Genomic DNA, 13365 nt, shown 5'->3' with positions numbered 1-13365 from the left:
TGTCGACACATGAATATTCAGTGAGCCTGGCCATGCCACGGCACCAGTTTGCGCTGCAGGGCGCGCAGGCCCATCTCCATGGCGAAGGCGATCAGCGCGATCACCAGAATCCCCAGCACCACCACATCGGTGACCAGGAACTGCGCCGCCGACTGCACCATGAAGCCCAAACCGCTGGTGGCGGCGATCAACTCGGCAGCCACCAGCGTCGACCAACCCACCCCCAAGCCAATGCGCACGCCGGTCAAAATGTCCGGCAAGGCACTGGGCAGAATCACATGGCGAATCAACTGCGCCCGAGTCGCACCCAACGACTGTGCAGCGCGCAATTTCGCCGGGTCGACGGTGCGCACGCCGGTGGCGGTGGCGATGGCTATCGGGGCGAAGATCGCCAGGTAGATCAGCAACACTTTCGACAGCTCACCGATGCCGCACCAGATCACGATCAGCGGTAAATAGGCCAGGGGCGGAATCGGGCGGTAAAACTCGATCAGCGGATCGAGAATGCCGCGAGCAATGCGGTTGTGGCCGATGGCAATGCCGATAGGCACCGCGGTCAGCACTGCGAAGCCCAGGCCCAAACCGATGCGGCTGAGGCTCGCGCCCAAGTGCTGCCACAAGGTCGAATCCATGTAGCCGCTGGTCACCAGCAACCAGCCTTTTTGCAGCACGGCGGAGGGGGGCGGCAGGAACAGTGGTTCGATCAAACCGGTGGCGGTGACGGCCCACCAGATCGCCAACAGCGCGATCAGTGTCAGCACGCTGATCCAGCGGGTGCTGATACGGCGGCGTAGCGCGATCACCGCCGAGCCCTTCACCTTTGAACCGGGTTTTACCGTTGCGGCGGGAATTCCATAGCTGCTCATGCGTGCTCCTGCCGCTGGACGGCACTGCGTTGGGAGAACACTTTGGCGAGCACGTGTTCGCGGGTTTCGATAAAACGCGGGTCGGACTTGATCGAGCGCGCCGATTCACCTGCGGCGTAACGTTGGCCAAAATCCAGGCTCAGGCGCTCGACGATTTGCCCGGGATTCGGCGCCAGCAGAATCAGGTCGGTGGCGAGGAACACCGCTTCTTCAATATCGTGGGTAATCAGGAACACCGGTTTGGCGGTGCGTTGCCAGACTTGCAGCAGCAGCTCCTGCATCTGTTCGCGGGTGAAGGCATCCAGGGCGCCGAAGGGTTCGTCCATCAGCAACACCCGAGGGTCGGCGGCGAGGGCGCGGGCCAGGCCGACACGTTGTTTCTGCCCGCCCGAGAGTTGCCAGATGCGGCGGTTTTCGAAACCGGAAAGGTCTACCAGCGCGAGCATTTCCCGGGCGCGCTGTTCACGTTTTTCCCGCGCGGCGCCGGCCAGTTCCAGGCCGAAGCCGACGTTGGCCAGCACGTCCTGCCAAGGCAGCAGGGCGTCGTCCTGAAACACCACGCCGCGCTCGGCGCTCGGGCCTTTGACCGGCACGCCGTCAAGGGTGATGCGCCCGGCGCTGGGCTCGACGAAACCGGCAATCAGGTTCAACAGCGAAGTCTTGCCACTGCCGGAAGGGCCGAGGGCGACCAGCAACTGCCGGGGCCCAAGGCTCAGGGAAATATCCGCCAGCACAGGTTCCGCTGCACCGGGGTACTGTGCGCTGATGCGCTCCAGCTGTAGCAAAGCCATCGCGGTTAACTCCCGATCAGTTGGTGATGTACTTGGCGCTGACGTACGGCGCGTAGTCCGGCAGCACAGCCTCGACCTTGCCCTGCTCCTTGAGGAACGCCGCAGTGTCGGTAATGGCCTTGGTGGTCGGCGCGCCGAGGGTGATCACCTGATCAGCCGCCAGCGGATACACGTTGCCTTGCAGCAGCAGCGGAATATCGCTGGCCTTGGCACCGGAGAGTTTCACCAGTTTGTCGACGTTGCTTTGGTTGGCCAGCCAGGCTTGCGGATCCTTGCGGTAGTCGGCGTAGGCATCGAGGGTCACTTTGGCGAATGCGGTGACGATCTCCGGATGCTTCTCGGCGAAGTCCTTGCGCACGATCCAGGCATCGAAGGTCGGCGCGCCGAACTTGGCCAGTTCGCCGGAAGTGATCAGCACTTTGCCGTTTTCCTTGGCCACACCGAGCGCCGGGTCCCACACGTAGGTGGCGTCGATGTCACCGCGTTTCCATGCCGCGATGATCGCTGGCGGCGCGAGGTTGAGCACGGTGACTTTCGACGGGTCGATGTTCCAGTGTTTCAGCGCTGCAAGCAGGCTGTAGTGGCCGGTGGAGACGAACGGTACGGCGACTTTTTTGCCGATCAGGTCTTGTGGGGTCTTGATCCCGGACCCGTCGCGCGCGACCAAGGCTTCAGCGGCGCCGATCTGGGTGGCGATGAGGAAGGTTTCCACCGGGACTTTACGGGTGATTGCTGCCGTCAGGGGGCTGGAACCGAGATAGCCGATCTGCACATCGCCGGAAGCGATGGCGGCGATGATGTCGGCGCCGCTATCGAATTTTCGCCAGTCGATACTGGCTTTGGTGGCTTTTTCGTAGGCGCCGTCGGCTTGGGCGACTTTGGCCGGGTCAACGGTGGTCTGGTAGGCGACGGTCACATCTGCCGCCTGAGCCAGGAAACTTGCCGCAGCCAGCGACGCGGCCACCAGGAGGCGAAGGGGGGAAGTCAGTTTCATGGGGAAGCTCCTTTTCAGACGACCGGGAGTCGGCGTGAAAAAGAGACTAAATGATATAAGAAACTTAAAATAAATAACTTTTTAGAATTAGCATATGAGCGGAAAATTCTAAGGGAGACTGTTGTGGCGAGGGGGCTTGTCGGAACGCCGCCACTGCCCCGTTCGGCTGCGCACAGTCGTGATGCAGGCGACTCGATTTATCCGAAATATTGCGCGTGTCGTTTTTGGGACTGCTGTGCAGTCCAACGGGGGCAAGCCCCCTCGCCACAGGGGGACCTGCTCTGGCAGTTTAGTTGCTGATCGCCAGAATGCTCGCCTGATACGACCCGACAAACACATCGAAATCGCCGACTTCGTTCTGTTCAAGTTCAGCCTGTTGAGCCAACGACGAACGCGCCAACTCTTCAAACCTGGCTTGTTCTACACCTGAAAGCGGCTCGCTGCGGAAAAACTCCGCATGCACCTGGCTTTGGCGCAAGGAGAACTGGGCGAAGCTTTCCTTGTGCTCGGCCATCGCTGCCAGCACCTGGGCCGATGGCGTCAGGGACGAGTCCTGGACCTTGGCCATTTGGGCGTCCAGCGCCTTGCTGTGGGCATCGCCGCCATGGCTCTGATCCAGCAGCGCCGCCAATGGTGCAATCTTCTCCAGCAATTCGCCGGCCCATTCCTTCATGTCCACCGCTTGCCCGTCGCGTTGCAGCTGCAGGCCCGGACGACGACCTTCCTTGACCACGCTGAGGAAGTTCGACGTTGCGTTACCGCAGCTGGTACTGGTCAGCAGTGGGCTGTCGTTCAGCGCGCAGTACAGCAGGAATGCGTCGAGGAACCGTGATTCGGTGAGGTCGATGCCCATCGGCAGGAACGGGTTGATGTCCAGGCAGCGGACTTCGACGTATTGAATGCCACGGGCCACCAGCGCCTGAATCGGCCGTTCGCCGGTGTAGGTCACGCGCTTGGGGCGGATGTTGGAGTAGTACTCGTTTTCGATCTGCAGGATGTTGGTGTTGAGCTGAACCCACTCACCGTCCTTGTGCGTCCCCACCTCGACGTACGCTGGATACGGCGTAGCCACCGCTTTGCGCAGGCTGTCGGTGTAGCTGGTCAGGTCGTTGTAGCATGGCGTCAGACCGGCCTGGGCGTTGCTCTGGTAACCCAGATCGCTCATGCGCAGGCTGGTGGCGTACGGCAGGTACAAGGTGTCCGGATCCAGTTGTTCCAGCTGATGCGAGCGACCGCGCAGGAAACCGGCGTCCAGCGCCGGCGAGGCGCCGAACAGGTACATCAGCAGCCAGCTGTAGCGACGGAAGTTGCGGATCAGCGCGATGTAGGCCGACGACTGATAGTCGCGGTCGGTGCCGACAAAGCCTTCGGCCTCTTTAAGCAGCGGCCAGAGCTTTTCCGGCAGGGAAAAGTTGTAGTGGATCCCGGCGATGCACTGCATCGTCTTGCCGTAACGCAGGGCCAGGCCCTTGCGATAGACGTACTTGAGCTGACCGATGTTGGAGGTGCCGTAATAGGCGATCGGGATGTCTTCCTCGGCCGGCAACGGGCACGGCATCGATGGACTCCACAGGTACTCGTCGCCGAGTTTGCTGTAGGCAAACCGGTGAATCTTGTCCAGGCTCGCCAGCGTATCCGCCGGGTCTGGCAGGGCCGGCGTGATGAACTCCAGCAGCGACTCGGAGTAGTCAGTGGTGATTTGTTCGTTGGTCAGCGCGGAACCCAATGCTTCGGGGTGCGGCGTTTGCGCCAGGCGCCCTTCGCCTGTCACGCGCAGGCATTCACGTTCGATGCCGTGAAGGCACTGTTCGAGCAGAGAGAGGTTAGCGCGCTCGCCGAGCAGAGCCAGGCGGCGGTTGAGAAGTTCGCTCAAGTTGGATTCCTTCACGCGTCAGTCGCCCCAATATGGGGGTGGGCAAGACGGTCTACAAGGGTGAAGTTGAAACTGGCGTTTTCGCCTGGTTCTTGAGCCATACAGGCCCGTATTGAAAGGCCAACTTCAATCCTTGAATCTGGCAGACACGAGCGAAGGAAACTCCGACGCTGTAGTCACAGCGCCGAAATTAACTCAAATTGATGATTGGGGGCTACAGGACAGCGAACGTGCCTTGTGCTTTTGCGACCAGTTTGTCACCTTGCATCACATCGGCCTCGACGACAAGCGTGCGACGGCCCGGGTGGATCACCCTGGCCGTGCACATCACTTCACCGTCGGCGACGGCGCGGATGTAGTTGATCTTGCACTCGATGGTCGCGCTTTGCTGGTCAAAGCCGTGGGTGCTGGAGCAGGCCAGCCCCATGGCAATGTCCACCAGACTGAACAAAGCCCCGCCGTGCAGCTTGCCGCCGCGATTGCGCAACTGTGGCTCCAGCGCCAGGGCGACTTGCGCCACCCCGGTGTCCAGGCTGTGCAAGCGACACCCCAGCAGCTTGAAAAACGCGCTTTCGGTCAAGCCGGCCGGGATCTCCATCAACGTTTCTTCAACTGCTTGGCGTTGGCGAACAGCGACGCCATGGCGTTGTTGGTCGGGGCCGCTGCCGGGGTTTCCTTGCGCGGCGCGGTGTTCTGGGACTGGCGCGGAGCCGACCCCGGACGTGCACCACGGGCACCGTCGATCTTCTCGCCCGGGGTGTCGCTCATGCGCATCGACAGGCCGACGCGTTTGCGCGGGATATCGACTTCCATGACCTTCACCTTAACTACATCACCGGCCTTCACCGCTTCGCGTGGATCCTTGATGAACTTCTCCGACAGCGCGGAAATGTGCACCAGACCGTCCTGATGCACGCCGATGTCGACGAAGGCACCGAAGTTGGTCACGTTGGTGACCACGCCTTCGAGGATCATGCCCAGTTGCAGGTCCTTGAGGTCTTCGACGCCGTCCTGGAACTCGGCGGTCTTGAACTCGGGACGCGGGTCGCGGCCAGGTTTTTCCAGCTCTTGCAGAATGTCGGTGACCGTCGGCAGGCCGAACGTTTCGTCGGTGTACTTCTTCGGGTCCAGGCGCTTGAGGAACGCGGCGTCGCCGATCAGCGAGCGAATGTCGCGGTCGGTTTCAGCGGCAATGCGCTGCACCAGCGGATAGGCTTCCGGGTGAACCGCCGACGAATCCAGCGGGTTGTCGCCATTCATTACGCGCAGGAAGCCGGCGGCCTGTTCGAAGGTTTTTTCACCCAGTCGGGCGACTTTCTTCAATGCCGCACGGGTTTTGAACGCGCCGTGTTCGTCACGGTGAGCAACAATGTTCTGCGCCAGGGTCGCGTTGAGGCCGGAGATGCGCGCCAGCAGCGCCACGGAGGCGGTATTCACGTCCACGCCCACGGCGTTCACGCAGTCTTCGACCACTGCGTCCAGGCCGCGCGCCAGTTTCAGCTGCGACACGTCGTGCTGGTATTGGCCAACACCGATGGATTTCGGATCGATTTTCACCAGCTCGGCCAGCGGGTCCTGCAAGCGACGAGCGATGGACACCGCGCCACGGATCGACACGTCCAGGTCCGGGAATTCCTTGGAAGCCAGTTCCGAAGCCGAGTACACCGATGCACCGGCCTCGGAGACCATGACTTTGGTCATCTTCATGGCTGGGTATTTTTTGATCAGTTCAGCCGCCAGCTTGTCGGTTTCGCGGCTGGCGGTGCCGTTGCCGATGGCGATCAGGTCCACTGAATGCTTGGCGCACAGGGCGGCGAGCACGGCGAGGGTCTGGTCCCACTTGTTGTGCGGCACGTGCGGGTAAACCGTGGCGTGGTCCAGCAGCTTGCCGGTGGCGTCGACCACGGCCACCTTGCAGCCGGTGCGCAGGCCCGGATCGAGGCCCAGGGTGGCACGCGGACCGGCCGGCGCGGCCAGCAGCAGGTCGTGCAGGTTGTGGGCGAACACGTTGATCGCTTCGGTTTCCGCGCCATCGCGCAGCTCGCCCAGCAGGTCGGTTTCCAGGTGGGTGTAGAGCTTGACCTTCCAGGTCCAGCGCACCACTTCGCCCAGCCATTTGTCGGCGGCGCGGTTCTGGTTCTGGATGCCGAATTGCTGGCCGATCATGCCTTCGCACGGGTGCATGGTGCCCGGCAGTTCGTCACCGACTTTCAGCGCGGAGCTGAGAATGCCTTCGTTGCGGCCACGGAAAATCGCCAGTGCGCGGTGGGACGGCATGCTTTTCAGCGGTTCGTCGTGTTCGAAGTAGTCGCGGAACTTGGCGCCTTCCTCTTCCTTGCCGGCGATCACGCGGGCACTGAGGGTGGCTTCCTGCTTGAGGTAATTGCGCAGCTTGTCCAGCAGACCGGCGTCTTCGGCGAAGCGCTCCATGAGGATGTACTTGGCGCCTTCGAGCGCGGCCTTCACATCGGCCACGCCTTTTTCGGCGTCGATGAAGCGCGCCGCTTCGGTTTCCGGATTCAGGGTTGGATCGTTGAACAGGCCGTCGGCCAGTTCGCCGAGGCCGGCTTCCAGGGCGATCTGGCCCTTGGTGCGGCGCTTCTGCTTGTACGGCAGGTACAAGTCTTCGAGGCGGGTCTTGGTGTCGGCGAGCTTGATGTCGCGCTCAAGTGCAGGGGTCAGCTTGCCTTGCTCCTCGATGCTGGCGAGGATGCTGATACGCCGTTCGTCGAGTTCTCGCAGGTAGCGCAGACGCTCTTCCAGATGACGCAGTTGCGTGTCATCGAGGCTGCCGGTCACTTCTTTCCGGTAGCGGGCGATGAAGGGCACCGTGGAGCCTTCATCGAGTAGCGCGACGGCCGCTTCGACCTGTTGTGGGCGGACGCCGAGTTCCTCGGCGATGCGGCTGTTGATGCTGTCCATAAAACCACCTGACAAATTGTGAAAGCAGGCTCGCAGGCGCGGAAATAGGGCCTTCGCGAGTCTGGTTGAGCGGCCTGGCGAGCGCCGCTACCTGGATCAACAGGCATTGCCGTTGACCCGTGAAATCGAACAATTACTGCCAGCGCCATGAAAATAAAAAGTGGTTACCGGCGATAACGATCAGACGTTGCCTGACACAAAAGGCCGCGCATTATAACCAGCGTTCTGTCATTCGGGGGCATTGCAGGCTGTAGGCGAAAAGACTGGTTTTCTGGCGGTGAAGGAAAAATCTGCTAACAATGCACTCGGTGCGTATAACGGCAGCTACGCCATAATGCGCGCCGAGATCAAAGGAGCATCCAATGAGCAGCACTGCACAAACTGCTGAAGGCGAAAAAATTCTTATCGTTGACGACGATCCAGGGCTGAGCAGCCTGCTGGAACGCTTTTTCGTCAGCAAGGGCTACCGTGCCCGCGCCGTCCCGAACACCGAGCAAATGGACCGCCTGCTGGCGCGTGAAGTGTTCAACCTGGTCGTCCTCGACCTGATGCTGCCCGGCGAAGACGGCCTGACCGCCTGCCGCCGCCTGCGCACGGCGAACAATCAGATTCCAATCATCATGCTCACCGCCAAGGGCGACGAGCTGAGCCGCATCAAGGGCCTGGAACTGGGCGCCGACGATTACCTGGCCAAGCCGTTCAACCCGGACGAGCTGATGGCCCGGGTCAAAGCGGTGCTGCGGCGCCAGGCCGCACCGGTGCCGGGTGCGCCGGGCAGCGAAGACGAAAGCGTGACCTTCGGTGACTACGAGCTGTCCCTGGCCACCCGCGAACTCAAGCGTGGCGATAAAGTGCACATGCTCACCACCGGTGAGTTCGCGGTGCTCAAGGCCCTGGTCATGAACGCCCGTCAACCGCTGACCCGCGACAAGCTGATGAACCTGGCCCGTGGCCGCGAGTGGGATGCCCTGGAGCGTTCCATCGACGTGCAGATATCCCGTCTGCGCCGGATGATCGAGCCCGATCCGTCCAAACCGCGCTACATCCAGACCGTCTGGGGCGTGGGCTACGTGTTCGTTCCGGATGGCGCCGCCACGAAGTGATCGGTGATTTGTAGGAGCGGGTCCTGCGGGCAACGGGTCGGATGACCTTTCCCGCAGACTCGCGATCCGCAATATGCGAGCATCGCTCGCTCCTGCAAGTGTGTAGCGGTTACCCATGAAAACCCCTGTTTGGTTCCCCCAGAGCTTCTTCTCCCGCACCCTGTGGCTGGTGCTGATCGTCGTCCTGTTCTCCAAGGCGCTGACCCTGGTTTATCTGTTGATGAACGAAGACGTGCTGGTGGATCGCCAATACAGCCACGGCGTCGCCCTGACGCTGCGCGCCTATTGGGCCGCCGATGAAGAGAACCGCGCGAAGATTGCCGATGCCGCGACCCTGATCCGGGTGGTAGGGGCCGGTGTGCCCGAAGGCGAGCAGCACTGGCCGTACAGCGAGATCTACCAGCGACAGATGCAGGCCGAACTGGGTGCCGACACCGAAGTACGATTACGCATGCACTCGCCACCGGCGCTGTGGGTCCGGGCGCCCAGCCTGGGCGATGGCTGGCTGAAAGTGCCGCTGTATCCGCATCCGTTGCGCGGCCAGAAAATCTGGAACGTGCTCGGCTGGTTCCTCGCCATCGGCTTGTTGTCGACCGCTTCGGCGTGGATTTTCGTCAGCCAGCTCAATCAACCGTTGAAACGTCTGGTCTATGCCGCGCGGCAACTCGGTCAGGGCCGCAGCGTGCGTCTGCCGATCAGCGACACGCCGAGTGAAATGACCGAGGTCTATCGCGCCTTCAATCAGATGGCCGAAGACGTCGAACAGGCGGGGCGTGAGCGCGAGCTGATGCTGGCCGGGGTGTCTCACGACCTGCGCACGCCGCTGACCCGTTTGCGGCTGTCCCTGGAACTGATGGGCGATCACAGCGACCTGACGGACGACATGATCCGCGACATCGAAGACATGGACGCGATTCTTGACCAGTTCCTGGCCTTCATTCGCGACGGTCGTGACGAGTTGGTGGAAGAAGTGGACCTGAGCGATCTGGTTCGCGAAGTCGCCGCACCGTACAACCAGAACGAAGAAAAAGTGCACTTGCGCCTGGAGCCGATCCAGCCGTTCCCGTTGCGTCGGGTGTCGATGAAGCGGCTGCTGAACAACCTGATCGGCAATGCGCTGCATCACGCTGGCAGTGGAGTGGAAGTGGCGGCTTATGTGTCCGGGGATACCAGCGCGCCGTATGTGGTGCTGAGTGTCATGGACCGTGGCGCGGGGATTGATCCGTCGGAGCTGGAAGCGATTTTCAACCCGTTCACCCGTGGCGATCGGGCCCGGGGCGGAAAGGGGACGGGGTTGGGGCTGGCGATCGTGAAACGGATCGCCTCGATGCATGGCGGGAATGTCGAGCTGCGCAACCGCTCCGGTGGTGGGCTGGAAGCGCGGGTTCGGTTGCCGCTTGGGTTGATGTTGCCGCGGGATGCGGTTTAAGCGTCGTACACAACCTCTGTGGCGAGGGGGCTTGCTCCCGCTCGGTTGCGCAGCGACCGTGAAATCAGGCAACCGTATTTCAATGAAAAAACACGGTTGCCGGTTTCGGGAGTCCTTCGGCCTGGACCACCAGCCCGGTTCAGCGGGAGCAAGCTCCCTCGCCGCAGGGCCTGAGTAAGCTTCACCCTTTACCTTTGGTCCGCGTCATATTTGGCCCGCCATTCTTCTCCAGATGCTCGATGATGATCCCCGCCACGTTCTTCCCGGTGGTGGTTTCAATCCCTTCCAGACCCGGCGACGAGTTCACTTCCATCACCAACGGGCCGTGATTGGAACGCAGGATATCCACACCCGCCACTGCCAAACCCATGACCTTCGCTGCACGCAACGCGGTCATGCGTTCTTCCGGGGTGATCTTGATCAGGCTCGCGCTACCGCCGCGATGCAGGTTGGAGCGAAACTCCCCCGGCTTGGCCTGGCGCTTCATCGCCGCGATCACCTTGTCACCGACCACGAAACAGCGAATGTCCGCGCCGCCGGCTTCCTTGATGTACTCCTGAACCATGATGTTCTGCTTCAAGCCCATGAAGGCCTCGATCACCGACTCCGCCGCCGTCGCCGTTTCACACAGCACCACGCCGATGCCCTGGGTGCCTTCCAGCACTTTGATCACCAGCGGTGCGCCGTTGACCATCTCGATCAAGTCGGGAATGTCATCCGGGGAGTGCGCAAAACCGGTGACCGGCAAACCGATCCCCCGGCGCGACAGCAATTGCAGGGAACGCAGTTTGTCTCGGGAACGGGCGATGGCCACCGACTCGTTGAGCGGAAACACCCCCATCATTTCGAACTGGCGCAGCACCGCGCAGCCATAAAACGTGACCGATGCGCCGATCCGCGGGATCACCGCATCGAAACCCTCCAGCGGTTTGCCACGGTAGTGGATTTGCGGCTTGTGGCTGGCAATGTTCATGTAGGCGCGCAGGGTGTCGATCACCACCATTTCATGGCCACGCTCTACACCGGCTTCGACCAGACGACGGGTGGAATACAGACGCGGATTCCGCGACAGCACAGCGATCTTCATGCAACACCTGTGGAGAGGGTAGATACCGGGAACACCGGCTTGTCTTGTACATATTTGATGCCCGGATTGACCACCAACTGGCCGTCGATCAGGGCTTTGGAACCGAGTAACAGGCGATAACGCATGGACTTGCGGCAGGCGAGGGTGAACTCGACCCGCCAGACCCGATCACCGAGGGCCAGGGTGGTACTGACCACATAGCGCATCTGCGCGTGGCCGTTGGAGCTTTTAATGGTTTTCATCGTCACCAGCGGTGCTTCGCAGCGCCGGTGCCGCAATTGCACCACCGTGCCCAGGTGCGCGGTGAAGCGCACCCACTGTTCGCCGTCGCGCTCGAACGGCTCGATGTCGGTGGCATGCAGGCTGGAGGTACTGGCGCCGGTGTCGATTTTTGCCCGAAGGCCCGCGACTCCCAAATCCGGGAGCGCCACCCACTCGCGCAGACCGACAACGGTCAAATGGTCAAATGTCTTCAAAAGTGCTCAACCGGCAAAAACCGCTCAGGCCGTGTGCGGCCGAATTCGCGGTATTCACGCAGAATAATGGGTAAAAGGCGACAGATATCTACGGCCCGGATTTTCATCCCTCAAACAGGGGGGAATGCCTGCATTCTAATCCACGGCGTTGTGATTCATGGCACGACAGAAACGGTAGTACAGTTCATCGATATTTCAGAATGAGGACATCCAATGGCACAAAAAAGCGAAGAGGACGACAAGGTTCGTCTCGATAAATGGTTGTGGGCTGCGCGTTTTTATAAAACACGTGCCTTGGCCAAGGCCGCGATTGAAAGCGGCAAGGTGCATTGCCGAGGCGAGCGCTGCAAGCCAGGCAAGGAGCCGAGGATCGGCGACGAGTTTCAGATTCGCACCGGCTTCGAGGAGCGCACGGTGGTGGTCCAGGCGTTGTCGATCGTGCGCCGTGGCGCGCCGGAAGCCCAGGCCCTGTATGCCGAAACCGAAGCCAGCGTTGCCAAGCGCGAAGCGACGGCGGCCATGCGCAAGGCCGGGGCGTTGGGCGTGAGCACCGACGGCAAACCGAGCAAGAAACAGCGCCGGGATTTGTTCAAGTTTCGCGGCAGCAGCAACGACGAGTAGTGACGGCCGTCGGGCGCAGACTTGTAATCGCCTGCCTGTGCAGCCATATGGGGGATATTCGCCAACGGCGCATTTCGCAGGTGAAAGCACCGCTCGTCGAAAACCGAGGTTTGACCTTGCTTGGAACAACCCCGAATTGTTCATAAAATGCCGCTATGGCTAAGCTCACCCCCAAAAGTGCTGCTACGGCGTGTTTCATTTTTTGTAACCTTTTTTGTCACCACTTCAGATACCCAGACCTATGACCGATCTACCGGATACCGACTACACCCAACGCTTCATCTTCGATGACAGCGACACCCGCGGCGAACTGGTGGCATTGGAGCGTAGCTATGCCGAAGTCCTCGCCAAACACACCTATCCGGAGCCGGTCGCGCAATTGCTGGGCGAGCTGATGGCGGCTGCAGCGTTGCTGGTAGGCACCTTGAAGTTCGATGGCTTGCTGATTCTTCAGGCCCGTTCCGAAGGCCCGGTGCCGATGCTGATGATCGAGTGCTCCAGCGAGCGCGAAATTCGCGGCCTGGCCCGCTACGACGCCGAGCAGATCGCGCCCGATGCGACGCTCGCCGACCTGATGCCCAATGGCGTGTTGGCGCTGACTGTCGACCCGACTCAAGGCCAGCGCTATCAGGGTATCGTCGATCTCGACGGTGAAACCCTGTCCGATTGCTTCACCAACTATTTCGTCATGTCGCAGCAGGTTGGCACCCGCTTCAAGCTGTACGCCGACGGCCGTCGTGCCCGTGGCCTGCTGTTGCAGCAATTGCCTGCCGACCGTCTGAAAGATGAAGAAGATCGCGCCGCCAGTTGGCAGCACATCACCGCCCTGGCCAGCACCCTGACCGCCGACGAATTGCTGAGCCTGGACAACGAAACCGTGCTCCATCGCCTGTACCACGAAGAGCAGGTGCGTCTGTTCGATGTGCAGAAACTGCGCTTCCATTGCAGTTGCTCCCGGGAACGCTCGGGCAATGCGTTGGTCAGTCTGGGTCTGGAAGATGCGCAGCAGCTGGTCGTCGAGCATGGCGGCAGCATCGAGGTCGATTGCCAGTTTTGCAACGAGCGCTACCTGTTCGACGCGGCCGATATCACCCAATTATTCGCCGGTGCAGGGGTTGATACGCCGTCAGATACTCGTCACTAAAACGCTTCAGCGCAGGTAAATTCACTGCTTAGCGCCGGAATAACGCCGTTCTGACGGGA

Annotated in this window: 12 protein-coding genes; 4 read left to right on the top strand and 8 right to left on the bottom strand. The window is 61.2% G+C overall.

The features are described from left to right. Positions 1–17: 17 nt before the first annotated feature. The 6 genes from tauC to AC07V0_RS05965 form a co-directional block, all read right to left on the bottom strand. Complete coding sequence (gene tauC / locus AC07V0_RS05990) at positions 18–866, bottom strand: taurine ABC transporter permease TauC (RefSeq protein ID WP_018929324.1); 849 nt, start codon at positions 864–866, stop codon at positions 18–20. Beyond that, the gene (gene tauB, locus AC07V0_RS05985; protein WP_018929323.1) at positions 863–1657 is read right to left on the bottom strand and encodes a taurine ABC transporter ATP-binding subunit; all 795 of its coding nucleotides are present in this window, start codon (positions 1655–1657) and stop codon (positions 863–865) included. Before tauB ends, tauC begins: the two co-directional genes overlap by 4 nt. A gap of 16 nt (positions 1658–1673) precedes the next feature. Continuing rightward, positions 1674–2651, bottom strand: coding sequence for a taurine ABC transporter substrate-binding protein (gene tauA, locus AC07V0_RS05980; RefSeq protein ID WP_019581740.1), 978 nt, complete (start codon positions 2649–2651; stop codon positions 1674–1676). 289 nt (positions 2652–2940) lie between these two features. Beyond that, the gene (gshA, locus tag AC07V0_RS05975; protein WP_230174000.1) at positions 2941–4524 is read right to left on the bottom strand and encodes a glutamate--cysteine ligase; all 1584 of its coding nucleotides are present in this window, start codon (positions 4522–4524) and stop codon (positions 2941–2943) included. 214 nt (positions 4525–4738) lie between these two features. Further along, positions 4739–5122, bottom strand: a complete 384-nt coding sequence (locus AC07V0_RS05970) for a PaaI family thioesterase (protein ID WP_018929320.1) — start codon at positions 5120–5122, stop codon at positions 4739–4741. Beyond that, on the bottom strand, positions 5122–7446 hold the full coding sequence (locus tag AC07V0_RS05965; protein ID WP_018929319.1) for a Tex family protein: 2325 nt from the start codon (positions 7444–7446) through the stop codon (positions 5122–5124). Before AC07V0_RS05965 ends, AC07V0_RS05970 begins: the two co-directional genes overlap by 1 nt. Positions 7447–7808: 362 nt before the next feature. Here AC07V0_RS05965 and ompR point away from each other — a divergent pair, with 362 nt between their 5' ends. Both ompR and AC07V0_RS05955 read left to right on the top strand, forming a co-directional pair. Further along, positions 7809–8549 (top strand): osmolarity response regulator transcription factor OmpR, encoded by a 741-nt coding sequence (ompR, locus tag AC07V0_RS05960; protein WP_007939544.1) that lies wholly within the window; start codon positions 7809–7811, stop codon positions 8547–8549. 115 nt (positions 8550–8664) lie between these two features. Then, positions 8665–9978, top strand: a complete 1314-nt coding sequence (locus AC07V0_RS05955) for an ATP-binding protein (RefSeq protein WP_007939543.1) — start codon at positions 8665–8667, stop codon at positions 9976–9978. 181 nt (positions 9979–10159) lie between these two features. Here AC07V0_RS05955 and rimK read toward each other — a convergent pair whose 3' ends face one another. After that, positions 10160–11065, bottom strand: coding sequence for a 30S ribosomal protein S6--L-glutamate ligase (rimK, locus tag AC07V0_RS05950; protein ID WP_018929318.1), 906 nt, complete (start codon positions 11063–11065; stop codon positions 10160–10162). Beyond that, a complete protein-coding gene (gene rimB / locus AC07V0_RS05945; RefSeq protein ID WP_018929317.1) occupies positions 11062–11541 on the bottom strand; it encodes a retropepsin-like aspartic endopeptidase RimB in 480 nt (159 codons plus the stop codon). Before rimB ends, rimK begins: the two co-directional genes overlap by 4 nt. A 213-nt stretch (positions 11542–11754) precedes the next feature. On the opposite strand from rimB, the gene AC07V0_RS05940 reads away from it, so the two are divergent. After that, complete coding sequence (locus tag AC07V0_RS05940) at positions 11755–12162, top strand: RNA-binding S4 domain-containing protein (protein WP_495019504.1); 408 nt, start codon at positions 11755–11757, stop codon at positions 12160–12162. A gap of 241 nt (positions 12163–12403) precedes the next feature. Further along, positions 12404–13306 (top strand): Hsp33 family molecular chaperone HslO, encoded by a 903-nt coding sequence (gene hslO / locus AC07V0_RS05935; protein WP_018929315.1) that lies wholly within the window; start codon positions 12404–12406, stop codon positions 13304–13306. Positions 13307–13365 lie beyond the last annotated feature (59 nt).

This window comes from Pseudomonas sp. GW821-FHT01E10 (assembly GCF_059422365.1).
Note: the sequence above shows the minus strand (reverse complement) of the source record. Positions and strands in the feature narration are given on the sequence as shown.